Source organism: Streptomyces zinciresistens K42, from assembly GCF_000225525.1.
GTDB lineage: Bacteria > Actinomycetota > Actinomycetes > Streptomycetales > Streptomycetaceae > Streptomyces > Streptomyces zinciresistens.
The window spans coordinates 13,177-38,611 of record NZ_AGBF01000034.1 but is presented as its reverse complement, the minus strand read 5'-3'; the positions used below and the strand labels follow the sequence as shown (position 1 = coordinate 38,611).

The following is a 25,435-nucleotide window of genomic DNA, read 5'->3' as shown; positions in this document are numbered from 1 at the left end:
CGGTCCCGGCCGCGCCGTGGGAGCGCGGGCGGGAGCCTCCGGTCGCGTACGGGCACGAGCACCGCGGCCGTCGCCGGTCCGCAGTCCTCCGCGACGAGCGGGCGACACCGCTCCCCCGGTCCGCTCGACTCCCCGCGCCTGCCGTCCCCTTCCGTGCGCCCCCCGCGCGACGGTTCGGACGGATCGTCGGATGGGGTAAGTATCAGTTTATGGGAGTCTTTCTGATAACAGGGGGCGGTTCCGGTATCGGAGCCGCCATGGCAGCTCATTTCGCCTCGCGCGGGCACGAGTTGTGGCTTCTGGCCCGGGACGAGTCCCGGGCCAGGGAGCTGCGGGCGCGCTTCCCGCGGAGCCGGACCGTCGTGGCGGACCTGGCCGAGCCGGGTGCGCTGGACGGCGCGCTGAAGGGGCAGGCGCTGCCCGCGCGGCTGGACTCGCTGCTGCATGTGGCCGGCGTGGCCGAGTCGGGGCGGATCGGGGACGTGGGCGCGGGAGTCTGGGAGCACACGCTGGCGGTCAACCTGATCGCCCCCGCGGAGCTCACCCGGCTGCTGCTGCCCGCTCTGCGGGCGGCGCGCGGGCACGTCGTCTTCGTCAACTCGGGGGCGGGGGTGTACGCGCCGCCCCGGCTGGGCGCGTACGCGGCGTCCAAGTTCGGGCTGAAGGCGCTGGCGGAGACGCTGCGCGCGGAGGAGCACGAGCACGGGGTGCGGGTGACCACGGTCTATCCGGGCGAGACCGACACGCCGATGCAGGTCCGGCTGCACGAGCAGTTCGGGCTGCCGTACCGGCCGGAGGCCCATATGAGTCCCGCCTCCGTGGCGGCCGCGGTCGTCACGGCGCTCGATCTGCCGCGGGACGCGACGATGAGCGATCTGATGCTGCGTCCCGGCTGCTGAACGGGGCACGGCGGGCGGCGTGTCCGCCGTCCGCCTCCCCGCCGCCCGCGCCTCCACCGCCGCTGCCGCCGGGTCCGTCCTAGCCGGGCCCGGCGGTACCGGTGTTCCACAGGCCCACGAGGTCGGCGTACAGGGGCACTTGCGCCAGGAGCGTGTCGTGCGTCCCGGTCCACGCCCGCTCTCCGTCCAGCAGGAGCACCTTGTCGGCGCGGCGGGCCAGGGAGATCCGGTGGGCCAGGGCGACGACGGTCCCGGGCCGCCGCCGGAACGCCTCCTCGATCCGCTCCTCCGCCTCGGCGTCGAGGTGCCGGGTCGCCTCGTCGAGGATGACGAGGGCGGCGCGGGACAGGTGGACCCGTGCGAGCGCGACGAGTTGGCGCTCTCCCGAGGACAGGGCGGCGGGGTCCACCCGGCCGTCGAGTCCGCCCAGCCGCCGTACCAGATCGTCCATGCCGAGTTCGCCGACGGTGTGGGCGACGCTCTCGTCCGGGGCGCCGGGGGCGAGTTGGCAGAGGTTCTCGCGCAGTGTCCCGGCGAACACGTACGGGTTCTGCGGGAGCAGGGCCCGCGCCCGGCACAGGTCGTCGCGGGCGATGCGGTCGAGGGGAACGCCGCCGAGGGTGATCCGTCCCGCGTCCGGGACGAGCATCCCGGCCAGCAGGTCGGCGGTCGTGGACTTGCCCACGCCGGACGGGCCGACGACGGCGAGCTGTTCGCCGTGGGCGAGGGAGAGTTCGAGGCCGTCGACGACGGGGTCGGCGTCCGGGCCGTACGCGAAGGTGACGCCCGAGACGACGACCGATCCGTCGTCCGGCGTCAGCGGGTGCGCGGGCGGCGGCGGGGTCCCGGGGTCGCGGGCCGCCCCGGCGAGCCGCTGGGCCGCCACCGACAGGCGGAGCCAGGAGGCGCCCACCCCCTGGACCATCAGCCGGACGGCGGGTTCGAGGGTGGTCAGCACATAGCCGAGGACGCCGACCACGTCGCCCGGGGTCATGCCGCGCTCCAGCAGGGCGGGCGCGGTGAGCACGACCAGCAGCAGGGGGCTGTGCGCGCCGAGCCCCACGACCAGCCGGCGCACCGCCGCGACGGTGGCCAGTTTGCGGGAGGCCAGCAGATGCGCCCGGACGGCCTGGAGCACCTCGCCCTCCGCGTGGTCGCGGGTGCCGGTGGCGACGATGTCGCGCAGCGCGCCGACGGTCTCCACGGCCCGCTGCGCGAGGGTCTCCTCCGCCTGGAAGGCCGCGTGCTGCCAACGCACCGTCACGGACGCCAGTACGGCGAACACGCCCAGCGCCAGCACCAGCGGTACCGCGACGAGGGGCACGGCGGCCGGGGCGATGACGGCGGTCCCGACGACGACGGCCCCCACCGTCAGCACGAACTGCCAGACCAGCATGAGCTGTCCGGCCAGCGCGTCCCGTACCACCTCCACCTGCCGGGTGAGTTGGGCTACGGCCACCGCGTCGACGCCGTCGCGCCGGGCGCCGGGTGCGACGGCCCGGCGCAGCGTGCCGCGGACGACGTCGCCGAGGAGCCGGTCGCGCAGCGGCTCCACGATCTCGGCGAGCCAGGGGTAGGTCTGCCGGCCGGCCCAGGCTCCGGCGAGGGCGCACAGGGCGAACAGGACGAGGTAGAGGGCCGCCGTGCGGGGGCTCCGGGCCAGGAAGCCGTCGTCGACGGCGAGGGCCAGGGCCTTCCCGGAGACAAGGGCGGGGGCGGCCGACAGCATCGTCCACCAGGCGAGCCGCAGCGCCGGTCCGCGGCTCGCGGAGAGGCTGCCGCGGACCAGGCGCAGCGCCGCGGCACCGGCGGCGAGCGGGGCCGTGGCCGTCGCCGGCGGGTGGGGTCGCGTGCCGGTGGCGGGCTCGGGTCGGGGGGCCGCGGTGCTGCTGGCCATGCGTGCCTGTCCTTTCGTCCGAGTCGTCGGAGTCGTTGGAGTCGTTGGAGTCGTTGGAGTCGTTGGAGTCATCCGGGGTGCGCGTCCCGGCGTACGGGTTCGTGCGCCGGCGCCGTCCGCGTGCTCTCCCCCGTGCCGGTGAAGAGGCGGCGGTAGGCGGGGATCCGCCACAGTTCGCGGTGGGGGGCCACGGCCCGGACGCGTCCCCGATCCAGCCAGGCGACCGCGTCCGCCCTGGCCGCGGTGGAGGTGCGGTGGGTCACGACCAGGCGGGTGCGGGTGCCGTGGGAGAGGTCCATGGCCCGCTGGACGGACGCCTCGGTGGCGGTGTCGAGACTGGAGGTGGCGTCGTCGAGGACGAGCAGCCGGCAGTCGCGGGCCAGCGCGCGGGCGAGTCCGAGCCGCTGGCGCTGGCCTCCCGACAGGGGCGCGTCGGCGAGGGGGGTGTCGTATCCGGCGGGCAGGCGTCGCACGAACGGGTCCGCCTGCGCCGCGCGCGCGGCCCGTCGTGCCGCGGCTGCGGGGACGGGCCGGGCGGCGGCCGTGAGGGCGTCGAGGACGGTGGCCCCGGTCAGCGCGGGGTCGGCGAACGCGTAGGAGACGGCCGTGCGCAGCCCGGCGGGGTGGATCTCGTCCAGGGGGACGCCGTCGAGCAGGACGAGGCCCTGCTCCGGGAGCAGCAGTCCGCCGGCGATGGCCGCCAGCACGGATCCGCCGGAACCGGAACTGCCCACCAGCGCCGTCAAGGACCCGGCGGGCAGGACGAGGTCCAGCCGGTCGAGGACGGTGCGGCCGGAGCGGCGTACGGTGACCCCGCGGATCTCGACGCGTCCGGGCCCCGGCGGCAGCTCGCGCAGGCCGACGGGTGCGAGGGGGGCGGCGAGGATCTCGGAGACCCTGGCCTGCCCCGCGCGGGCGCGGGCGAGGTCCAGGAGGCTCTGGGCGGCGCCGAATCCGCCGAGTCCGAGCATGGTGTAGCCGAGTGCGGCGACGAGTTCGCCGGTGCTCAGCGCGCCCGCGGCCAGCCGCTGTCCGGCGACGGCGAGGACGGCGATCTGGGTCGCGGGGGCGAGCAGGCCGGTGGACCAGGCGACGCGGCGCTGACTGTCCCACAACGCGCGTCCGTGCAGGGAGAGTTCGGGCACCGGGCGCAGGACGCGGTCGATCTCCTGCTCGACGGTCCCGGCGGCCGCGACGGTGCGGCTGCCGGCCAGGGCGTCCAGGAGCCGGGCGGCCACGTCGGCCTGTGCGCTCTGGTAGCCCGTGCCGCGGCGGACGGTGCGGCGCACATGGCGGCGCAGCAGCAGCCAGCCGGTCGGCGCGGTGACCAGGAAGGCCGCGGCCAGTTCGGGGGCGAGCAGTCCGAGGGCGGCCACGGCCGCTGCGGCCATGGCGAGTTGGGCGACGGCGTAGACCACCGCCTGGCCGGCCAGGCCCGCTTCGGCGGCGCCCGCGGTGAGCCGGGCGACGAGGTCGCCGGTCGCGGTCCGCCGTACGGGGTGGGGTCCCGCGGCCAGGGTGTGCCGTACCAGGTCGGTGCGCAGCCGGGCCGTCTTCTCGGCCGTGGCGCGCGGTCCGGTGTACTGGGCGGCGGCCTCCGCGGCCGTGAGGAGCGCGAGCACCGCGGCCAGGGGTACGGCTCCCGCGGCGCCGCCGCCCGCGAGGGCCCGGTCGACGGCGCGTGAGACGGCGGCGGGCAGGAGCAGGGAGGCCAGCGAGCCGGCCGCGAGGGACAGGGCCAGCGCGGTGGGCCACCACAGGCGGAGTACGGTGGTCGCCGGGCCGTGCCGCGGTGTCGCCGGGGTCCGCCCGGCGGCGGTCGGGCCGCCGTGCCCGTGCACTCCGCCCGGCGGCGGCTGTGGTCGGTGGTCCTGTCCCATGCGGGGCTCCTGCGGGAGGTGGACGGGCGATCGGGGCGGCCGGGCACATGAGCGCCGGCCCGGGCTCTATCCCAGCCCGGGCCGGCTCTGTTCATCCCGGCGTCAGGTCACCCCGGCGCCGGAGGGTGGAGCGCACACACGCCCCGGGTGTGCCCGCTAGAGGCACAGCAGGGTGCTGACGGTGCTGTTGGTGCAGTTCACCACGGAGAGGGAGCTGATCACCGACATGTACTCGGTGGTCTCCTCGGGCGTCTCCAGGGCCTGCAGGTTGAGAACGGACATGGTGCACTCCTGTCACTTCGGGTGGTGCTTCTGCTTCCCGGCGGTCGCCGGAAACTCATGGCTGCGAACGGTGTCGCAGGGGGGCGCGTCGGGTCAGGACGCCCGCAGGTCCGACAGCGGCGCGTGTGCCGCGTCGTGCGTGCCGGGCCAGAAGGGCAGGACCGGGGTCCCGTCGAAGACCGCGCCCAGGGTGAGGAGGATGCCGGCGGAACCGGTGGCCAGGTCCATGGAGAGCCTCAGCAACTGCTCGCCGGGGAAGGCCACATGGCCCTCGTAGGGGATCAGGTGCCAGGCCAGTCGCTGGATGTGGCGCCGGATCACCTCGTCGTGGCGTGCGGTGTCCTCCTGGAGGAGGTGCAGCAGCCAGACCAGTCCGGCGCGTCCGTTGAAGAGGCTGGGCTGGACGATGAACTCCGGTACGGCGGCGGCGGCGATGCGCTCCAGGCTCTGCCGCAGTTCCGGGTCGGGCCGGTGCCCGAGGTAGGTGTGCAGGACGGCGGCGATGCCCGCGCTGCCGGTCTCCAGGTAGGGCAGCACCCGGCTGCCGTCGTCGACCTGGAGCGTGCCGTCCTCGGCCAGGACGCAGCGGTCCAGGTCGCGGCGCAGGGCGAGTTCGGCGAGGTCGAGGAGGTCGCGGTCACCGGTGGTGTCGTACAGGCGCAGGAAGAGCAGGGCCGCTCCGGTGGCGCCGTGCATCAGTCCGGTGCGTGCGGCGGCCGGCGGTCCGTCGCCGCCGGCGGGTGCCCGCAGCCGGTCGGCGAGGCGCGCGGCGCTGTCCACCGCGGCGGCGTGGAGGGCGGAGTCACCCGTGGAGGCGGCGAAGTGCAGCAGGGTGAGCCCGATGCCGGGCAGTCCGGTGGCGAGGTCGCTGCCCTGGGTGTCCGGCGGGTCCTTGAGCAGATGGTCGAGGAGGTTGTGCGCGTGCCGGGGGTGGCCGAGGCGGTCCAGGGTGAGGGCGACGCCGTGTGAGCCGGTGTAGAGGCCCGGCCGGCGGGGTTCGCGGCCCACGGCGTCCACCAGCCACCGGACATGGCCGGGGTCGACGGGGGCGCCGGTGCAGTGCAGGGCCCACAGGACGCCCGCGGCGCCGTAGGCGAGGCCGAGTCCGTCGTGGGTGAACTGGCTGGGGTCGCCCGGGAAGAGCCGGTCGGTGCGCTCGGGTGTGGCGCAGGCCATGACGGCGGCGACCATCGAGTCCCGCAGGGCGGGCCAGTGCGCGCGGTCGCCGCTGAGCAGGGCGGCGAGCGGGTCGTGCGCGGGGAGCGGCTCCGGTGGCGGGCCGGGCAGGGCGAAGCGGGCCGCCGCCGCGCCGGCCAGTTGCCGCCGTTTGTCCGGGTCCAGGGACGTCAGCTGCATGAGCGGCATGAAGATCCACAGGCGCAGGGCGTCGAGTGCGTGCAGGTCGATCGCGAAGCCGTGCAGGTCGGCGGGGGCGGCGAAGCCGGCGGCGCCGAGTCCGGGTCTGACGAACTCGTCGGCGGGCGAGGCGAGTTCGAAGTCGATGAAGCAGACCCGCCCGTCGGGCCGGACGATCAGGTTGCGGGGGTGGAGGTCCCCGAAGACCACGCCGCGCTCGTGGATGGAGCGCAGACCTTCCTCGATGCTCTCCAGGACCGCGAGCGCCTCGGTTCTGTAGCGGTCGACGTCCGCCTGGCCGGGGTCGGGATGGACCAGTGGGTAGCGTCTGCCGAACCACCGGTTGAGCGGCTCGCCCTCGATGAACTCCTGGACCAGGAAGTGGTGTTCCCAGGCGGTGAAGTAGTCGAGTGCGGCGGGTACGGCGGACAGGCCCTCCAGCCGGTGCAGGATGTCGCGTTCCTTGCCGAGCCGGTGGACCGCGTCGTCGCCGCGCTGGTCGAGCCCGGCGTGCGGGCGGGCCTCCTTGAGGACCACTTCCGCTCCCCCGCCGGCGGGTCGGCCGACGTAGATGCCGCCGCCGTTGGAGAAGTGCAGGGCCCGCTCGACGGAGTAGCGGAGCTCGTCCGCGCCGGCTCCCGCCCGGTCGGCCAGCGCCTGGGCCAGCACCGCCGGTACGGGGGCCCAGTCGGGCACCTCGAACACCGCGCGCCGCACGTCCGGGCGCAGCCGGCCCGAGGGTTCCCGCAGGGCCAGGACGAGCTCGCCGCTCTCCGACCGGCAGAACCGCTCGACGAAGGCGCCGTAGCGCAGGAACAGCGGTCCCTCGCGCCAGCGCAGATCGCTGAGGATGTACGGTCCCCGCTGTCCCGCGAGCGCGGTGTCGAGGTCGTCGAGACATCGCTCCAGTGCGGGCTCGTCGGCGGGGTAGAGCGTCATGAACTTCCCGCTCGAACCCCGCGACGCGTACTTCGCGTTCTGGGTCTGTACGAGGGCCGGGCTGCGCAGGAACTTGAACGCGACGCGGTTGTCGTAGCAGTAGGCGCAGACCACGGAAAGGATCTCCTCGGCGTTGTCCATGCACGCCGAGACGTGGATCTTCCAGCCCTGGTCGGGCAGTTCCACACCCGCCGGCTGCCGTCCGACCCACACGTCCTTGGACTGACCGGCCCAGCCGGCGGGTATGGCGGCGCCGGCCGCGTCGAACTCCTCCGTCGTGGCCCATCGGACGGGCGAGTCGTAGAAGACCGGGTCGGCATACGAAAACGCCTCGTAGCGCATGTCCATAAGGCCCCCCATCGCGGTGAATCAGCATTCCCGGACGGATTGCAGTGGCAACGCCAAACCGTTTCATCGATTCGGCGTGGTGTTACCCTGCACCGCTTTCGTCCACGAAGCGAAGGTAGCGCAGGCCGGACTTCGGCTGGCAGGGCGCACTCAGCGCTCTTGACTGGCGCGCGAAGCCCCGGCGCACGGAAAATACGCCACCCTGTACACCCGCATATGAGTTCGACCGGGGGTGGTAGGTGTAATTCCGATAATGCGACTTTGAAGGGCGGCCAATGCCGGTGCCGGCGTCGCTCCTACGCGACGTCCGGCCGGGTCATCAGCGGCGCCCGCAGATGCAGTTCCAGGCTGGGCCCGGTGAGGGGCGTGGTGCTCCAGGTCGCCCGCGCCGTCGCCGTGTCGGCGTCGACGACGAGCCGGACCCGGTGCGGAGTGGTGATCACATAGAGGTCGGCCACGAACGTGCCGCCCTGCCAGGCCCCGGCCGAGACGACGGGCCGGCCGAGCGGGGCGCTCTCCGTCCACTCGCCGTGGCCCACGACGACGTCGGGGATCGACGTGAACCGCACGAACCACCCGGCGCCGCGGGGCTCGACGACGACGGTCGTGCCGTCGGGGAGGGCCGACTCGGCGACGGAGCCGTCGAGCCGCGCGACGACACCGCGCTCCGGACCGGCCGTGCCGCGCACCGGGTGCAGCGACAGTCCGCGGAGCCGGTCGGCGAGGATCTCGTCGTCCCGCGAGCTCCCCGTGTGCCCCAGTCCGGGGAGCAGGCACTCCCACAGGGCGTCGAGCACGGCCTGCCTGTCGTACTGGCCGGTCACCGCGACCACCAGTGCGTGCGAGGGCACCACCACGCACTGCTGGCCGAAGGCGCCCTGACCGTGGTAGCCGTGCCGCGACATCCAGAACTGGTAGCCGTAACCGCACGAGAAATCGGCGTCGTCCGTTCCGTCCCCGGAGGGAACGCAGTCCGCGTGCCGCGCGGTGGCCAGCTCCACCCATGCGCGCGGGACGAGCCGCCGGTCGCCCCACATGCCGCCGCGCAGCAGCAGTTCGCCGAACGCCGCCACGGCCTCCGTGGTCAGGTGCAGGCCGTGGAATCCGAACGCGGCGCCGCCGGACACCCGGTCCCACTCGGCGTGGTCGACGCCCATCGGCCCGAAGAGGCGCTCGTCGAGGAACTCGGGCAGACCGCGGCCGGTGACCCGCTCCAGCATCCGCGCCAGGACGTACGTGGTGGAGTTGTCGTAGGTGTGCCGGGTCCCCTCCGGCGCGGTGAACGGCCCCCGCAGGAAGCCCTTCACCAGGTCACGGGGCTCGCGCCGCCACGCCTCGGCGAGACTGTCGTCCGGGTGCCCGGCCGTCATGGAGAGCAGATGGTGGACGGTGATCCGCCCGGCCTGCTCCGGGAGGCCGTCGGGCACCCGGTCGGGCAGCACGTCGACCACGCGGTCGTCCAGCGTGAGCAGCCCGTCGGCGATCGCGAGCCCCACCGCGATCGAGGTGAACGACTTCGTCAGGGAGTACAGCAGGTGGGGCCGGTCGGCCGTGTAGGGCGCCCACCAGCCTTCGGCGACGACATGACCGCGGTGCACGACCATGAGCGAGTGGCACTCGACGGACCCCGCCTCCAGCCGGTCCAGCAGGGCGGCGACCGCGCGGGACGACACGCCCGAGGCCGCCGGTGTGCTCCGGGGCAGCAGGAGGGGGCGGGCCCGACCACCGCTCACGGGAACGTCCGGCGTCGGCCGGCTGAGCGGACGTCCCGCCCGTGGGCGCAGGCGTCGGTTCCGGTGAACCGCTGCTCCGCGGTTCCGGGGAACGGGTGATCGTCCGCTCCGCGCACCGCTGTGCGACACAACTCGGGCACACGAGGCTCCTGTTCGCGATCCGGACCGGGGTGCCGGGGAACGCCAGTCTCCGGTGATCCTCGGTGCGCGGGCAACCGGATTCCCCGGGGGACGCCGGGCTCAGGCGTGGCAGCGGTTCCCGCGCGCCTGGCCGGCCCGTCGCCGTTCGCCGGTGCCGCTCCCCGGCCGTGTCCCGGCCGTGCGCGTCAGGACTCCGCGGCGATCTCGCCCCGCAGGACGGAGTAGAGGACCATGTCCCGCCAGGCACCGTCCCGGAAGCAGGCGCCCCGCAGGACGCCCTCGCGGGTGAATCCCGCCCATTCGAGCGCCTTCTGCTCGGCCACGTTCACCGACTCGGTACCGGCCTCGACCCGGTTCACCTGCGTGTGCGCGAACAAGTACTGCGCGAGCAGGCGCTGAGCCCGCTTGCCGTACCCCTTGCCGCGCTCCGCCGTCAGCAGCGAGATGCCGATGTTCCAGCACGGCGAGGCCGGGCCCTGGAGCACCTGATGCCACTGGACCTCGCCGACGAACCGGTCGTCGTCGCCCTGGCTGATGGCGAGCCGCCCGCCCTGAGCGGTCAGGAACCCCCGCTCCGCCCACTGCCTGCGGAGCTGCCCCGGATTGCGATGCCCGAAGAACCCCAGCTCACCGGCTTCCGCGGGGTCCTCGTGAAGCCGCTCGAACAGGGGGAGGTCCCTTTCGAGGACGGGGCGCAGTCGAACAATTTCAGCCATGATCCTGATTCTAGGCGTGGGCGGAGGACAGCCTTCCCGGGCCCCCGGGCCGCCGGCAGCCGGGCTCTGGGGAGGCATCGCTGCCCGTCGCCGCCAGGACACGCCGTCCCGGACCTCGGACGCGCACGGGCCGTCGGTACCCGCGCCACTTCCCCCGCTCTCCTGGCGCCCACGCGCCCACGCGCGCGTGTGGGCGATCCCGCGTCCTGGACGAGCGCGTCCGCCCCGCCGTCTCGCGCCCACGCGCGCGTGGGCGATCCCCGGCGTCCACGGCAACCCGATCGTCCCCGCTCCTCGCGCCCACGCGCGCGCAGCCCTCCGGGCAGGGGAGTCCCCGGCCGCCCTCGCCGAGCGCTCGCGCGCAGGGGCGTGACCGCGTCCGCACGGTCCCGCCCCGCAGCGTCTGCGCCGCGCGCACGCGCGCACGGGCGCAGCCCGCCGTGCCCTGCGGCCTCCCGCCGCGGATATTGGATGGCGCGCGTCCCGCCGGATGATCACCCTGGTCGTATGACCCGACCCCGATTCGAGATCAGAGCCCGGTACACGGACTCCACGGTCACCGTCTATCAGGCGTACACACCTGGTATCGGTAGGGCGGCTGCCCGGACGGGACGCTTTCCGGCGGAGTGGAAGCGGGACCGGATGACCTGGGTCAAGCCGTCGTTCCTGTGGATGATGTACCGCTGCGGCTGGGGCACCGAGGAGAACCAGGAGACGGTCCTCGCCGTCGACATCACGCGGGACGGCTTCGAGTGGGCGCTGCGGCGCGCCTGCCTGTCGCACTACGCGGAGGTCCTGCACGCCGACCGCGGCACATGGCGGGACCAGGTGCGGGAGGCTCCCGCGCGGGTGCAGTGGGACCCCGAACGCGACCTGCGTCTCCAGCCGCTCCCCCACCGGTCGTTGCAGCTCGGTCTCGTCGGCGAGGCCGCGCGTCTGTACGCCGACGAGTGGATCGTCTCCGTCACCGACGTCACGGCGCTGGCCCGGACGGTCCACGCCCATGTCCGCGATGGTGAACTGGACGCCGCCCGGGGCCTGTTGCCCGGCGAACGCCCCTACCCCGTGCGGGACGGCACGCTGGACCACCTCATGCGCTGAGGCGTGCCCGGCACCCGGCAGGCCCGGCGCGACGCGTGAGGGTGCAGGGGCGCGGACTCACCCACGGGCTGGCAGTACGTCCGCGGGCTCGAGGCACGTCGGCCTCGCGGCCCGATAGGGCCCGGTGCGGGTCGGTGCGGGGCGAAGACGTGCTCGGTCGGCCCGCGGATCACCACCAGGCTGCGCGGCGACCACCGCGCGCGGATCACGCCGAGGGGCGACGGCCGCCGTACCCCGTGAGGACGTCGCCGATGCGCTGCTCGTGCCGGCGGTGTCCGGCCGCGTCGCCGGATACGCGCCGGCCGGCCGCCCGACGGACCCGGGCCGCCCGGGTGCCGTGCCGTGCCGTCAGGCGGGTTCGGGCTGCGGTTCGGGACGGAGCGCCGGCTTGGTGCCCGCGTCCCAGGACCTGGTGGTCACGACGTAGGCGTAGATCACCGAGACCATCGCGAGGAGGAGCAGGGGGGCGGCGACGCGCGGGTGCAGCGCCAGCTCCATCGGCAGGTAGCGGTAGCTCACCAGGAGCGCGGCGAAGACCGCCGTGCCGTAGGCGACCAGCCGGGTTGCCCGCCGGTCCCAGCCGCGGGCCTGCGCGCGCACGGCTCCCTCCAGCGTGAGCGCGAAGACGACTCCGGCGATGAGGTCGACGCCGTAGTGGTATCCGAAGCCGAGTGTCGCGGCGAGCGTGGCGATCAGCCAGAACGTACCGGCGTGGCGCAGGAACCTGGAGGCCCGGCGGGTGTGGATGAAGATCACGGTGGCCCACGCCGTGTGCAGGCTGGGCATGGCGTTGCGCGGGGTGATCCCGTCGTAGGGCATCGAGTACGGCGTGCTGATCGCCGGGGCTGTGTGGGGCCACAGGTTGGCCAGCGCCCATTCCACGCCTCCGGTGCCGGAGGCGCCGGGTCCGTAGGCGAAGACGGGCCCGACCACCGGGAAGATCATGTAGAAGGCCGGTCCGACCATGCCGATGACCAGGAAGGTCCGCACCAGGTGGTGGCGCGGGAACCGCCGCTCGACCACGACGTTGCGCAGTTGGTAGAGCGCGACGACGACCGCGGCGACGGCGAGTTGGGCGTAGACGATCGCGATGATCCAGGTGACGACGGGGCCGCTGGCCTCCAGGAGCCGGCCTGCCAGCCAGGGCGGGTTGCCCAGCGCCTGGTCGGCGGTCGCCACGTACGGGTCGACGACCATGGGGCGGGTCTTCGCCGTGATGAGCAGCCAGGTGTCGCCGGCCTTGCGCCCGGTCATCAGCAGCATCCCGAGCCCGACTCCCTTGAGGAGCAGGGCGCGTTCCTCGCCGGAGCGGCGGGTGAACGCGATCACCGCGCAGCCGAGGATGACCCAGAGGGCGCCACTGCCGAAGAAGTACCCGTCGCGCACCTCCGGACCCGCGCCGGTCGCCAGGCGCGTCAGCGCGAACACGGCGTCGATGCCGAGCGCGGTCCCGGCGGCGATGAACCGCTGCCGCCAGGTGAGCACCACCATCGTCAGGGCCAGACCGGCGTACAGCGGCCCGGGTTTGGGGGCGTACACCAGGTCCTTGACCTGGCTGGTCAGCGGACCGGACACGCCGGAGCGGCGCGCGGTCACCTCCAGGGCGGCGAGGAAGGCGACAACGGCCACGACCGCCGTCACCCACAGCGCCGTGCGCGGCCGGCGCCGCACTGCGGGCGGGAGCGTGCCCCGTATTCGCGAGATCACCCGCGACGAAATCGATGTCAACTGCCCGGCCGATGTGTCAGGCGCCCCACCACGCCACCCGGCGCCTGCGACGGCACGGTCCCCTGGTGAGACGGAAGAGGATCAACGCTAGCGCGATCATACTATCGGAGCATTCCAGCGGATTTCCGCCGGGTACCGGAGCGGGACCCCGCCCCCTCCCGAAGAGCCGCCGCAACGGGTCCCCTTCAGGTCCCGCGGCTGTCCGGCGGGGAGTCCGCCCTCGCCTCCAGGCGCACCACGATCGACTTGGACGTCGGCTGGTTGCTCTCGTCCGCCACGCTCCCCAGGGGCACCAGCACGTTGGTCTCCGGGTAGTAGGCGGCGGCGCAGCCGCGGGCGGTCGGGTACGGGACCACGCGGAAGTCCTCGGCGCGGCGTTCGACGCCGTCCGTCCAGACGCCGACCAGGTCGACACCGCGCCCGTCGGCCAGGCCCAGTTCCGCCACGTCGTCGGGGTTGACCAGCACCACGCGGCGGCTGCCGTGGATGCCCCGGTAGCGGTCGTCGGACGTGTAGGGCACGGTGTTCCACTGGTCGTGCGAGCGCAGCGTCTGCAGCAGCAGATGCCCCTCGGGCACGTGCGGCGCCTCGCCGGTGTTGCGCGTGAACAGCGCCCTGCCGACGCCGTTGGAGTACACGCCCTCGTTGACGGGGTTCGTCAGCTGGATGCCGCCGGGGCGGGTGACGCGCTGGTTGTAGTCGTGCAGCCCCTTCACGATGCGGGAGATGTGGTCGCGGATCACGCCGTAGTCCGCCTCGAACCGCTCCCACGGGATGTCCGGCTTCCCGCCGAGGGCGCGGCGGGCGAGCCGGCACAGGATGGCGATCTCGCTGAGCAGCAGCGGGGAGGCCGGGCGCAGGCGCCCCTGGGAGGTGTGCACCTCGCTCATGGAGTTCTCCACGGTGACGAACTGCTCCCCGCTCGCCTGCACGTCCCGTTCGGTGCGGCCCAGGGTGGGCAGGATGAGCGCGGTCTCGCCGCACACCGTGTGGGACCGGTTGAGCTTGGTGGAGATGTGGGCGGTCGTCCGGCAGGAGCGCACGGCCTCCTCGGTGACGGCGCTGTCCGGGGCGGCCCGTACGAAGTTGCCCGCGAGGCCCAGGAAGAACCGGACGCGTCCGGCGCGCATCGCCTCGATGGTGCGCACCGAGTCCAGTCCGTGCGCGCGCGGCGGGTCGAAGCCGAACTCCTCGCGCAGGGCGTCGAGGAAGGAGTCCGGCATCTGCTCCCAGATGCCGACCGTGCGGTCGCCCTGGACGTTGCTGTGGCCGCGCACCGGGCAGGCGCCGGTGCCGGCCCGGCCGATGTTCCCCCGCAGCAGCAGGAAGTTGACGAACTCCCTGATGGTGGGGACGGCGTGCTTGTGCTGGGTGATGCCCATGGCCCAGCACACGACGACGCGCCGGCTGCGCAGCACGTCGTCGCGGACCTGCTCGATCTCCTGGCGGCTCAGTCCCGTCGCGGTGAGGATGCGGCTCCAGTCGACACCGCGGACGTGCGCGGCGAAGTCCTCGAAGCCTGCGGTGTCCTCGCGGATGAAGTCGTGGTCCAGCACCTCTCCGGGCCTGGCGTCCTCGGCTTCCAGGAGCAGCCGGTTGATCCCCTGGAAGAGGGCGAGGTCGCCGCCGTTGCGGATGTGCAGGAACCGGTCGGCGATCTGCGTGCCCCGCCCGATGACGCCGCTGGGCTTCTGCGGGTTCTTGAACCGCAGGAGTCCGGCCTCCGGCAGCGGGTTGACGGCGATGATCCGTGCGCCGTTGCGCTTGGCCTCCTCCAGGGCCGACAGCTGGCGCGGGTGGTTGGACCCGGGGTTCTGCCCGACCAGGAAGATCAGGTCGGCGTGGTGCAGGTCGTGCAGGCTGACGGTCCCCTTGCCCGTGCCCAGGGTCTCGTGCAGGGCGAAACCGCTCGATTCATGGCACATGTTGCTGCAGTCGGGCAGGTTGTTGGTGCCGAGGGCGCGGGCGAAGAGCTGGAGGACGAACGCCGCCTCGTTGCCGGCCCGGCCCGAGGTGTAGAACACCGCCTCGTCGGGGGTGTCGAGGCCGGCCAGTTCGCCGGCCATCAGAGCGAGGGCGTCGTTCCAGCTGATCGGCTCGTAGAAGTCGGAGCCCGGCCGCTTGACCACGGGTTCGGTCAGCCGGCCCTGCTGGTTCAGCCACGCGTCGGAGCGGCGGGCCAGCTCCGACACCGGGTGCGTACGGAAGAAGTCGGCGGTGACGCGGCGTGTGGTGGCCTCGTCGTTGATGTGCTTGGCACCGTTCTCGCAGTACTCGTTGCGGTGCCGGTGGCCCGGGGCCGGATCCGCCCAGGCGCAGCCGGGGCAGTCGATGCCGCCGACCTGGTTCATGGTGAGCAGCGTGGTGCCCGTGCGGCGGGCGGAGGTCTCCTCCAGGGAGTACTCCAGCGCGTGGGCGACCGCGGGCACTCCCGCGGCCCAGGTCCTGGGCGGGGTGACGGCCAGCTCGTCGTGCGGCTCCTCGCCGGGCGCCTTCTTCATCGGATCGCCTCTCGGTCGTGCGGTTCGCGGACGGTCACCCGACGGGCCAGTGCGGCACCCCGCTCTCGTGCCGTTCCGGCTCGGGGCGCTTCGGCCGGCCGCCGCGGATGGTGCCCCGCCAGGCGCCGCTCTCCGCCCCGAGCCCCTCGATGTACCGCTTGAAGCGCAGCAGCTCCCCGCGCACCACCCGGCCGGGCAGCGCCGGAACGGCCGCCAGGAGCCCGGCGCGGCCGGCCGGCGCGAGGTCCATCCGTACGGTGACCGCCGTACCGCCGTCGGCCGTGGGCTCGAACGTCACGCGGCCCCGGTGGGCCGGGCTCGCGCCGAGGCTGCGCCAGACCAGGTACGCGTCGGGCTCCTGCTCGGCGATCTCGGCCTGGAACTCGGTCCGCAGCGGGCCGAGGGCCACGGTCCACGAGGTGAGGGCGGGTGTGACCTGGTCCACGTGCCGCACGGTGCGCGTGAACCGGGGAAAGACCGTGAACTGGGTCCACTGGTTGTACGCGGTGCGCACCGGGACCGCGATCTCGACCGTCTCCTGGACTGTGCGCATGGTCCACCGATCAGCAGGCGCCGTCGCCGGGTGGCGCCGCACGCGCGCCGCGCCGTGCGCGTCTCCCAGCCTGTCTCCGGCCCACCGACTACCCCTCTCGCGGTGCGCCTAACGCGGTGCGGGGCCCCGCGGCGGGCCGCACGCGGAAACGGCGAGGGGCTGCCGCACGCTCGTGCGGCAGCCCCTTTCACGTGCTCGTGTGCGCGTCCGGTCAGCGGCGGACGATGTTCTGCGCCTGCGGACCCTTCTGGCCCTGGCCGATGTCGAAGGACACGTGCTCGCCCTCCGTGAGCTCGCGGAAACCGCTGCCCTGGATCTCGGAGTAGTGCGCGAAGACGTCGGGTCCTCCGCCGTCCTGCTCGATGAAGCCGAAGCCCTTTTCGGCGTTGAACCACTTCACGGTACCGCTGGCCATACTGGTCGATCCTTCGTTCATGCCGGAGGGCAGCCCTTGTCCGTCCTGCCCAGCTCTCCGCACGCGCGGAGGCCATCTCCCGTTCTACCCCGGGACGCGCGACCCACCCACTCGACGGGCCCGTCGGTTCGGCCGAGGGGGCCACAGTGATCGATCATCCGTGTGACGCGGGCCCGCGCAGCGAGGCAGACCGGCCGCACCGGACCAGCGGAGGGCGCTCTCGCGGCAGCGGTCGGCCACCGGCTCAAGACCCGCCGCCTCGGGCCCACCGCCTCACGTCCCCGCCGCACCGACCCCGGCAGTCCGGGTTTTGCCCCCACCACGCGTTCCACGGGCCGAACGTCCCGCACGGCGGACGACGCCCGGTGCCGGGGCCGTGACCGCGGGGCCCGCGGCCCGGAACACGCGGGCCCGCCGCCCCAGGGGCGGCGGGCCGGTCGTAGGTGACGGCGGACGGTTCCCGGCTCGGGCCGTAGAAGCGGGCCGGGGGCTCCTCCTGGGGCGCGTTTCGAAAGGAGCGTCGTCCCGCCCGCAGAGCGGGCCCGGCGGCGTCTGGTGCGTGCCGGGCACCGCAGGGCGGGCGGGACTTTCGAAACCCGCCCTAGCGTGGTTCCGGGCCGGGGGGCACGGCGAGCTGCGCGGCGAGCAGGTGGGAGTCGAGCAGGGACATGTCGGCGGTGCGGTCGGCGCGCGCGTACCCGGCCAGCATGCGCTTGGTCAGGACGAGGGCCTCGGGCCGGCGCCGGACGAGCGGCCCGACCCAGGCGGCGACCGCCCGGTCCAGTTCCCCGTACGGCACCGACTTGTGCAGGATGCCGAGGCGCACCGCGGCGGCGGCGTCGAACAGCTCGCAGGTGAGCATGAGTTCACGGATGCGAGCCGCGCCGGCCTCGGCGACGAGACGGCCCATGGCGCCGCCCCAGGCCGGTGGCAGGCCGAGGCCGACCTCGGGCATCCGGAACCGGCTCGTGTCCGCGGCGACGCGCAGGTCGCAGTAGGAGGCGAGCGCGAGACCGGCGCCGATCACCTTGCCGTGCAGGCGGGCGATCGTGACGGCGTGGGTGGTCTCCAGGCTCTGGCAGAGCCGGTGGGCCTTGTCTGCGATGCGGCGCAGGGCCGCGCCGCTGGGGTCCGCGGCCAGGGCCGAGGCGAACTCCCGGCGGTCGGCGCCCAGGCAGAAGTCCTCGCCCAGGGAGGACAGGACCAGGACGCGGACGTCGGGGCGCTCGTGGAGGTCGTCGAGGACGGCGATGAGTGCGTCGAGGGCGGCTGAGTCGAGGGTGTCGTCCGCCTGCGCGGGGTTGAGGCGGACGCGCAGCACCGGGCCGTCGTGTTCTACGGAGACGGCTTTGTGGGCACGGGAGTTGAAGGGAGCTGTGGTCTGCGTCATGCGAGGGCGACATCCAGGTTCTCCAGCCGTCTGAACGCCACCCGCGGCGCCCAGGAGGGGCGGCGCGCGAGGGTGAGGCGGGGCAGGCGACTGACCATGTGGTGGAGGAGGGTCTGTGCTTCCAGCCGGGCGAGCGGGGCGCCGAGGCAGTAGTGGATGCCGTTGCTGAAGGCGAGGTGGTCGGGTTTGGCGCGCTCGGGGTCGAAGCGGTCGGGATCGGGGTGGCGGGCCGGGTCGCGGTGTGCCGCGCCGACCATCAGGTGGACCATGGCGTCCTTGGCGACCTCGACCCCTTCCACGACGGTGTCGGCGGCGGCCACCCGGCTGATCACGTGGGTCGGCGGGTCGTGGCGGAGCGTCTCCTCGACGAAGGCGGGGACCAGGGCGGGATCCGCGCTCAGCAGGTCCCAGTGCAGCGGCTGCTCCAGAAGCCGCAGCGCCATGGTGGACAACAGGGTGGAGGTGGTCTCCAGTGCCGCCAGCAGCACGAACAGCGCGAGGAAATAGACGGCCCGGTCGGCCGCGTCCTGATCGGGTTCGAGGGCGTCGAAGGTGTGGATCCACAAGGAGACGGGATCGTCGCCGGGCCGGCGGCGGCGTTGGCGGACCAGTTCCATGAAGTAGGTCCGCAGCTCGGCGGTGGCGGCGTCGGAACGTGCCAACTGGCTTGCTGTGGGAAGCAGTTCCTGGGTGAAGACCTGCTCGTGGGTCAGCTCGCGCAGCCGCACGCGGTCCGCGGTGGGCAGGCCGAGCCACTCGCCGATCGCGGCGACCGGCAGCTCCTCGCTCACGGTTGGCACGAAGTCGGCCTCCCCCTCGCGCAGTTGCTCGCACAGGGAGTCGAGCAGTTCGTCCGTGGTGCGGCTGACGGTCCGGCCGACGCGCTCCAGTGCCGCGCGGCCGAACGTGCCGGCCGCCCTGCGTATTCGGGTGTGGTCCGGGGCGTTGAGGGCCGGCAGGGTGTTGCTCATCTCCTGCGAGGAGGGGGCGTTCCAGCGGGTGCGCGGGCCCTGCTTGGCTCGCCAGCGCTGGTCCGGTTCGAGCCATTCGCGCGAGCGCAGTATTCGGTCACACGTATCGAAACCGGTGATCAGTAACCCGCCCCAGGGGGCGGCGACGACCGGGCCCATGGCCCGCAGCTGTGCGTAGAAGGGAAAGGGATCGGCCTGCCCCTCCGCCGTCCGGAGACGGGCGAAGAGGCTTACGGCGGAACGACGGTCGAACGAAGTGCGTGCTTCCACCACCACGATGGCGGCTCCTTCCTGAGTGATCAGCCGCCATACGTACCCAAGTGGTCATTGAAGCATCCACTTGTGCAGTTCAGGTGAGGGTAACCTTCGTCACTCGCCTCCGAGCCAGGCGCGGAAGCGCGAGAACATGCCGCGGGGCTGTGCCGCCGGCTGGGGCGCGTGCTGCTGCGCGTGCACGGCGTGCGGGGCGGCCGTCGCGGTCTGCTGGCCCGCGGCCGGGCGGGCGCTCTCCGACGGGGCGGGCGTGGCCGCGCGGGGGGTGAACCGGACCGGCAGGGAGGCCAGGGAGCGGCTCCACGGCCCCTCGCCCCACTGGAGGTCCTTGAACGGCACGCGCATCTCCAGATCGGGCAGCCCGGTCAGGAGGGACTCGACGGCGCTCACCGCGATCATGAAGGCGGGGTCCTTGGCGGGGCACGCGTGCGGTCCGGCGCCGAACGCCAAGTGGGCCTTGGCGCTGAGCTGTTCGCGGTGCTGGGCCAGCTTGGGGTCGGTGTTGGCGGCGGCGAAGGAGATCAGGACGGGGTCGCCCGCCTTGAGGACCCTGGCACCCAACTGGACGTCGTGGACCGGGTAGTGGCCCGCGTAGTTGGCGATGGGCGCGAAGTTCCACAGGGTCTGGGCGATGGCGTCCTCGACCGGCAGCGCGGCCTGGGCGTCCTCGCCCAGGTAGAGCGCGGCGCTGGTGGCCACGGCGGCGGCCAGGGGGGCGGTGCCGCCGGAGAGCAGCGTGACGAGCTGGTGGAGCACTTCCTCGTCGGTGAGCCGCGCGGGGTGCTGCATCAGCTTCGTCGTCAGGTCGTCGCCGGGCTGGCGGTGCTTGAGGGCGATGAGTTCGGAGAGCGCCGTCCCCAGCACCTCGTCGGCACCGGCCGCACCCTGGAAGATGCCGCTGATGCCGGCGATGACCCGGTCACCGAGTTCGGGCGGGCAGCCGAAGAGGTCGCTGAAGACGAGCAGCGGCAGCGGCATGGCGTAGGAGGCCATGAGTTCGGCCTGGCCGAACGGCTCGCTGCTGAACTGGCTGATGAGGTAGTCCGCCGACTGCTGGACCTTGCGGCGCAGTTGGAGCTCGTCGATGGTGGCGAGACTGTCGACGACGGCCTGGCGCAGCCGGGCGTGCGCCGCACCGTCGCTGAAGAGGGCGTTGGGCCGGTAGCCCATCATCGGCACGGCCGGGCTGTCCGCGGGGACGCGGCCCTCGTTCAGGGCGTTCCAGCGGCGCGAGTCGCGCACGAAGGACGCCGGGTTCTGCAGGATGTAGAGCGCGGCGTCGTAGCTGGTGACCAGTTCGACCTGCACGGAGGGCGCGACGTCGACGGGGGCGCTCGGGCCGAGGGAGCGCAGGTAGGTGTAGGTCGCCTCGGGGTCGGCGGCGAACTGGGGTCCGTACATGGGGGTGTTGCCATGCGCGGGGCATCCGGCCGGTATGCCGTGCATGTCATGTGGTGGTTGCATGGCGGGGGCTCCTAGTCGAGCAGGGACATGAGGTGCTGCACGAGGGCGATGAGCGCCTGGACGGCGGAGTTCTGGTCGCGGACGTCGCAGGGCACGACGGGGGTGTCCGGGTGCAGGTTCAACGCCTCGCGGACTTCGTCCAGGGGGTAGGTGGTGGCGCCCTCGAAGTGGTTCACGCCGACGGCGTAGGTCAGGCCGAATCGCTCGACCAGGTCCAGGACGGGGAAGGACTCGTCCAGCCGCTGGGGGTCGACGATGAGGAGCGCGCCGAGCGCTCCCTTGGAGAGTTCCTCCCACATCTCCTTGAAGCGCTCCTGGCCGGGCGTTCCGAAGATGTAGAGGACCAACTCCTCGCTGAGGGTGAGCCGGCCGAAGTCCATCGCGACGGTGGTGGTCGTCTTCTCCGGCGTGCGCGACAGGTCGTCGTAGCCCACGCTGGCTTCGGTGATCTCCTCCTCGGTCTGGAGGGGCTCGATCTCGGAGATGTTGCCGATGTAGGTGGTCTTTCCGACGCCGAAGGGCCCTACGACGAGGACTTTCACAGAGCGCACGTCGTCTGCATCCAAGTACACGGGTTATGCTCCGATGTTCTTCAGGCCCTTGAGGACGGCAGTGAGCAGGTCTCTGTCTTTGCTGTCGGCCCGCGGCGCGGGCTTTCTGACGAGGACGAGACCGCTCTCCTCCAGCTGGGAGAGGAGGATGCGCACGATGCCCAGCGGCAGGTGCGTGCGACCGGCGATCTCGGCCACGGCCAGCATGCGGTTGGCGACCAGCTCCATGATCGCCTGCTCCTCGGGAGCGAGCGTGCGCGCCGCGGCTTCGGGGTCCCTGTGCGCGGTCACCAGGGCGGTGTGCTCGTACTGCCGGTCCGGGGGCAGGGCACGGCCGTTGGTGATCACGAAGAACGGGACTAACGCGGACGTCAGTTCCACTTCCGGTTCCCGGTCGTGTGCGTCAGACATCGCTGTGCGCCTCCTGCCTCGGAATCCGCTCCTCGCTCAGGCGGGGCACCACCTCGCCCAGTCGCGTGGTGAACTCCTCGATGTCGGTGTCGTGTTCGGCGGCCGCGGCAAGCAGCCGGCCGTGGTTTCCCGCGATCAGGAAGATCCAGCCGTGCTCGAACTCGATGACCGTCTGCCGCCATCCGGCCGCGTCGTGCACGCCCGCGAACTGTGACGTCACGCGGCTGTAGGCGTGAATGCCCATCATGGCGGCGGAGATGGTGTCGACGAGATCGCGGTTGATCCCCGTCGTCGCTCCCAGGGGCAGCCCCTCCGCTCCCAGCAGCACGGCGTGCCGTGCGCCGTGGACCGTGGAGGTGACCTCGTCCAGGTCGGCGAGCACCGTCCCGGCCCGGCCGCCCGAGCCCGCCGCCCCCGCCGCACCGCTCCCCCGCTGGGACAGCTCGTCGGTCTCGACCCGCGGCGGGGTGGCCAGGTTGTTGCCCAGCCGGGCGACGAGCCGGTGCATCCGGAAGGAGATCTGGTCCATGTCGACGTCGAGATCCGCCGCCGCGGCCAGGTAGGCCCCCTGTCCCGCCCCGATCAGGAAGATCCAGCCCTGGGAGAACTCGATGATCGTCTGCCGCCACTGCGGGTCCTGCACCGGTTCGATGAAGCGGGCCGCGGCGCGGCTGAGTGCCTGCATGCCCGCCATGGCGGCCGAAATGGTCCTCAGGTCATCGTCGACGAGACCCTCTGTTGCCCCCCGCGAGATGCCGTCAGCGGAAAGCAGGACAGCGTGCCGTGCCTTGGGCACGTTGGTCACGATGTCGTCGAGCATCCACGACAGGTCGGTGGTCATGCGTCTTCGGACCCTTCCATGGACGCGGAATCGAACGTGCGGCCAGAGATCGTGCCTCGCTGCAACGCGCCGAGCGCACCGCGGCGGCGCCCGGAGACGCTGGTGGTGCCGCTCTCCTGGGCGGTACGCGGCTGCGGCTGCTGGTCGTCGGAGGCGGTGGCCCGCGACGCGCGCTTGGGCAGCCCGTGCACCGTGCGGGGTCGCGTCGGCGGCGACTGGTCGTCACGCACGATGCTCACCGGCGCGGGGGCCTCCCTGACGGGGGCGGCCTGCTCCTCTGTCCACAGCTCCTCCGGCAGCAGGACGACGGCGCGCACGCCGCCGTAGCGGGACACTCCCGTGACGTCGACCCGGAACCCGTACTGCCGGGCCAGGAGACCGATCAGCGGGAAGCCGAACTTGGGCTGGGTGCCGAGCTGCGACAGGCGCGGGACGAAGTCGCCGGACAGCAGGGCGGCGGCCCGCTGGCGCTCCTCGTCGTTCATGCCGACACCGGCGTCGTCGATGACGATGCACAGGTTCTTCTGGATTCGCTGGAACGTCACCTCGATCGGCGCGTCCTGCTGCGAGAAGCTGGCCGCGTTGTCGAGCAGTTCGGCCACCGCGAGGGCGACGGGCGAGACGGCGGACGCCTTCAGCGCGAAGCCGGTCTGCTCCATGATCTCGACACGGCGGAAGTTGCGGATCTGCGACTGCGCGTTGCGGACCACGTCGTACACGCTGCCGGGCCGGTTGCGGCGGCCGGCGGGCGCTCCGCAGAGCACGGCGATGCCCTGGGCCTTGCGCTGCATCTGCGCGTTGGCGTGGGTGACTTCGAGCAGTTCGGCGAGCACGGGGTGGTTGCCGTACTTGCCCTGAACGCCCTCCAGGACCGTCATCTGCTCGGCGGCCAGGCTCTGCAGGAAGCGGGCGGAGCCCTTCAGCACCGCCTTGGTGCTCTCCTCCGCCGCCTCCTCGGCCTGCCGGATCGTCGCGTCGAACTGGTGCTTGTACCGCGCCAACTCGCCCTGGACCGCAGATAGGTGGCCTTGCGCGATGGTGAGATCTGCCTTCAGCGACTCCTCAGCCTGGTGCTTCTTTCTGCCCAGGGCTCTGTTGCGGACGACGAGTGCCACGAGTGCCGCGACGGCTGTCGCCGTCACCGCAACCAGACACCACGTAAGCGCGTCTCGAGACATGGAAACCTTTCCCGGCGCATGAAATGCGGACGTAGACGGATACTCCCCCGCGAGTACGCACCCGCGACAAACCATGCCGCCCGCCCAAGCGCTGTGGCGGCCTGGCGGACGGACCTCAAGTCAGCGCCTGAAGTGAGTGGATCAAGGTCGCAGATGCGGGGATGCTATCACCGGCGAGACGGCCTCAAAGCGCCGCGCCACCGTTCCTCCGCAAGCTCAACACGCCTGTAACGCAAGGACATTGACTACCTGTCAGGAAGGTGTCTTCACGGGGGAGGCGACGTGCGGGGCGGCGCCGCCGACCAGTGGCACCCGGTGGGCACGTCGGCGGCGAGCAGTCTGTCCCGCTTCCTCCGGAGCCGTCGGCTGATGTGTCCGTCGGGCCGGATGCGCGGGTCCACAGCGACTCCTTCGCGGGTGGCGTCGTAGAGGCGACCGCTCCCCCGCACACGGTATGACACCGTGTCAGTCCCCGAAAGTCCGATGATCGTAACAGGTCTTCCGCCTCGTGCGGACGGGCGGGTGGCGGGCCGCGCGGGCACGCTCCGCCCCCTCGCCCCCTCCGCGGCCGGCCCGTCACGGACCCCTCCCGCGCCCCCGGCGGCTCCGGCGCAGGCCGCAGGCGTGGACCGGCCGCGGCGGGTTACCCGGCGGACATGGCGAAGCTGCATCTTCCAGGGCACGAGGAACGGCACGGCACGGACAAGGCCGCGGAACACACGCCTCCGGATCCCGTGGACGCCGGGCCGGACCGGAGCACGCAGGATGCGGAACCGCAGTCACTCACCGAACTGCCCCGGAAGGCGTGGGGCGAGGTCCTGAAGGGCTCGCTGCGCGAGTTCCAGGACGACGAGCTGACCGACCGGGCGGCGGCGCTCACCTACTACGGCGTCCTGTCCCTCTTCCCCGCCCTGCTCGTGCTGGTCTCCCTGCTCGGCCTCGCGGGCCGGTCCGCCACCGACACGGTGCTCTCCACCATCCGGCGCTTCGCCCCCGGTTCGGTCCGCGACATCCTGACCCGCGCCGTGGAGCAGCTCCAGGGCAACGCGGGCACCGGCTCGGTCATGGCCGTCGCCGGCCTCGTGCTGGCGGTCTGGACGGCGTCCGGCTACGTCGCGGGCTTCATCCGGACGGCCAACGCCGTCTACGACATGCCCGAGGGCAGGCCCCTGTGGAAGGTGCTGCCGGTCCGCGTCGGCGTCACGGCGGCGCTGATGGTCCTGGCCGCGGCCAGCGCCCTGATCGTGGTCTTCACCGGCACCCTGGCCCAGCGCGCCGGTGAGGAGATCGGGATCGGCGACACCGCGCTGACGGTCTGGTCGATCGCGAAGTGGCCCGTCCTGGTCCTGCTCGTCACCGTCATGATCGCGATCTTGTACTGGGCCACTCCGAACGCCAGGGTCAAGGGGTTCCGGTGGATCACCCCGGGCAGCGTCCTGGCCCTGGTGATCTGGCTGCTCGCCTCCGGCGGCTTCGCCTTCTACGTGGCCAACTTCGCCTCGTACAACAAGACCTACGGCACGATGGCCGGCGTCATCGTCTTCCTCGTGTGGCTGTGGATCAGCAACCTCGCGATACTGCTGGGCCTGGAGTTCGACGCCGAGACCGCACGCCAGCGGGCCATAGCCGGGGGGCATCCTCCGGAGGCCGAGCCCTACACCCGGCCCCGTGACACGAGCACATGGGACGAGGACGACGTACGGCGGCTGGAGCGGGAGGAACCGCCCGGCTGAGACACGCCGCCGACGTGCCCGGCCGGGCGGTCGGCCGCGGTCCGGCCCAGGCGTCGCTCCGGCGGGCCGCGACGAGCAGGCGGTACGGACGCGCAGTCGCCCAGCGCCCACATCGCGCGGTGCTTCTCCCTCAC

Annotated in this window: 20 protein-coding genes; 3 read left to right on the top strand and 17 right to left on the bottom strand. The window is 72.9% G+C overall.

The window, feature by feature from the left end; all coding sequences use genetic code 11:
• Positions 1 to 209: 209 nt before the first annotated feature.
• Positions 210 to 899 carry an SDR family oxidoreductase gene (locus tag SZN_RS13570; protein ID WP_043730429.1) on the top strand — a complete coding sequence of 230 codons (690 nt, stop codon included), beginning with the start codon at positions 210 to 212 and terminating at the stop codon, positions 897 to 899.
• A 79-nt stretch (positions 900 to 978) separates the two neighbouring features.
• Here SZN_RS13570 and SZN_RS13565 read toward each other — a convergent pair whose 3' ends face one another.
• The 6 genes from SZN_RS13565 to SZN_RS13545 all read right to left on the bottom strand — a co-directional run bounded on the left by SZN_RS13565 (position 979) and on the right by SZN_RS13545 (position 10,191).
• Complete coding sequence (locus SZN_RS13565) at positions 979 to 2,796, bottom strand: ATP-binding cassette domain-containing protein (RefSeq protein WP_007495257.1); 1,818 nt, start codon at positions 2,794 to 2,796, stop codon at positions 979 to 981.
• A 68-nt stretch (positions 2,797 to 2,864) separates the two neighbouring features.
• The gene (locus SZN_RS13560) at positions 2,865 to 4,676 is read right to left on the bottom strand and encodes an ATP-binding cassette domain-containing protein (protein ID WP_050815055.1); all 1,812 of its coding nucleotides are present in this window, start codon (positions 4,674 to 4,676) and stop codon (positions 2,865 to 2,867) included.
• A gap of 156 nt (positions 4,677 to 4,832) precedes the next feature.
• The gene (locus SZN_RS39725; protein WP_007495253.1) at positions 4,833 to 4,958 is read right to left on the bottom strand and encodes a SapB/AmfS family lanthipeptide; all 126 of its coding nucleotides are present in this window, start codon (positions 4,956 to 4,958) and stop codon (positions 4,833 to 4,835) included.
• Positions 4,959 to 5,051: 93 nt separating this feature from the next.
• A complete protein-coding gene (gene lanKC, locus SZN_RS13555) occupies positions 5,052 to 7,601 on the bottom strand; it encodes a class III lanthionine synthetase LanKC (protein ID WP_007495251.1) in 2,550 nt (849 codons plus the stop codon).
• Between the two features lie 296 nt (positions 7,602 to 7,897).
• The gene (locus SZN_RS13550) at positions 7,898 to 9,334 is read right to left on the bottom strand and encodes a serine hydrolase domain-containing protein (protein WP_244313347.1); all 1,437 of its coding nucleotides are present in this window, start codon (positions 9,332 to 9,334) and stop codon (positions 7,898 to 7,900) included.
• Between the two features lie 326 nt (positions 9,335 to 9,660).
• Positions 9,661 to 10,191, bottom strand: a complete 531-nt coding sequence (locus SZN_RS13545; RefSeq protein ID WP_007495247.1) for a GNAT family N-acetyltransferase — start codon at positions 10,189 to 10,191, stop codon at positions 9,661 to 9,663.
• A gap of 507 nt (positions 10,192 to 10,698) precedes the next feature.
• Here SZN_RS13545 and SZN_RS13540 point away from each other — a divergent pair.
• A complete protein-coding gene (locus tag SZN_RS13540) occupies positions 10,699 to 11,292 on the top strand; it encodes a DUF4291 domain-containing protein (protein ID WP_043730426.1) in 594 nt (197 codons plus the stop codon).
• A gap of 348 nt (positions 11,293 to 11,640) precedes the next feature.
• Here the strand turns inward: SZN_RS13540 and SZN_RS13535 are convergent, their stop codons facing one another.
• The 11 genes from SZN_RS13535 to SZN_RS13485 form a co-directional block, all read right to left on the bottom strand.
• The gene (locus SZN_RS13535; RefSeq protein ID WP_007495243.1) at positions 11,641 to 12,963 is read right to left on the bottom strand and encodes a phosphatase PAP2 family protein; all 1,323 of its coding nucleotides are present in this window, start codon (positions 12,961 to 12,963) and stop codon (positions 11,641 to 11,643) included.
• 242 nt (positions 12,964 to 13,205) lie between these two features.
• Positions 13,206 to 15,521: an FdhF/YdeP family oxidoreductase gene (locus SZN_RS13530; protein ID WP_007495241.1), complete on the bottom strand. Its 2,316-nt coding sequence runs from the start codon at positions 15,519 to 15,521 to the stop codon at positions 13,206 to 13,208.
• A gap of 34 nt (positions 15,522 to 15,555) precedes the next feature.
• Positions 15,556 to 16,074 (bottom strand): SRPBCC family protein, encoded by a 519-nt coding sequence (locus SZN_RS13525; protein WP_007495239.1) that lies wholly within the window; start codon positions 16,072 to 16,074, stop codon positions 15,556 to 15,558.
• 211 nt (positions 16,075 to 16,285) lie between these two features.
• Entirely contained in the window at positions 16,286 to 16,489 is a 204-nt protein-coding gene (locus SZN_RS13520; protein WP_007495238.1) for a cold-shock protein, read from the bottom strand.
• Between the two features lie 601 nt (positions 16,490 to 17,090).
• Positions 17,091 to 17,879 (bottom strand): enoyl-CoA hydratase/isomerase family protein, encoded by a 789-nt coding sequence (locus SZN_RS13515; RefSeq protein WP_007495236.1) that lies wholly within the window; start codon positions 17,877 to 17,879, stop codon positions 17,091 to 17,093.
• On the bottom strand, positions 17,876 to 19,126 hold the full coding sequence (locus SZN_RS13510) for a cytochrome P450 (protein WP_007495234.1): 1,251 nt from the start codon (positions 19,124 to 19,126) through the stop codon (positions 17,876 to 17,878). Before SZN_RS13510 ends, SZN_RS13515 begins: the two co-directional genes overlap by 4 nt.
• Before the next feature lie 93 nt (positions 19,127 to 19,219).
• Positions 19,220 to 20,587 carry a cytochrome P450 family protein gene (locus tag SZN_RS13505; RefSeq protein ID WP_043730420.1) on the bottom strand — a complete coding sequence of 456 codons (1,368 nt, stop codon included), beginning with the start codon at positions 20,585 to 20,587 and terminating at the stop codon, positions 19,220 to 19,222.
• Positions 20,588 to 20,598: 11 nt separating this feature from the next.
• Positions 20,599 to 21,159, bottom strand: coding sequence for a GTP-binding protein (locus SZN_RS13500; protein WP_043730417.1), 561 nt, complete (start codon positions 21,157 to 21,159; stop codon positions 20,599 to 20,601).
• Positions 21,160 to 21,162: 3 nt separating this feature from the next.
• Complete coding sequence (locus tag SZN_RS13495) at positions 21,163 to 21,549, bottom strand: DUF742 domain-containing protein (protein WP_007495230.1); 387 nt, start codon at positions 21,547 to 21,549, stop codon at positions 21,163 to 21,165.
• Positions 21,542 to 22,390: a roadblock/LC7 domain-containing protein gene (locus SZN_RS13490; protein ID WP_007495229.1), complete on the bottom strand. Its 849-nt coding sequence runs from the start codon at positions 22,388 to 22,390 to the stop codon at positions 21,542 to 21,544. Before SZN_RS13490 ends, SZN_RS13495 begins: the two co-directional genes overlap by 8 nt.
• Positions 22,387 to 23,568, bottom strand: coding sequence for an ATP-binding protein (locus SZN_RS13485; protein WP_043730414.1), 1,182 nt, complete (start codon positions 23,566 to 23,568; stop codon positions 22,387 to 22,389). The genes SZN_RS13490 and SZN_RS13485 overlap by 4 nt, the downstream gene beginning before the upstream one ends.
• Positions 23,569 to 24,224: 656 nt before the next feature.
• On the opposite strand from SZN_RS13485, the gene SZN_RS13480 reads away from it, so the two are divergent.
• The gene (locus tag SZN_RS13480) at positions 24,225 to 25,301 is read left to right on the top strand and encodes a YihY/virulence factor BrkB family protein (RefSeq protein WP_007495227.1); all 1,077 of its coding nucleotides are present in this window, start codon (positions 24,225 to 24,227) and stop codon (positions 25,299 to 25,301) included.
• Positions 25,302 to 25,435 lie beyond the last annotated feature (134 nt).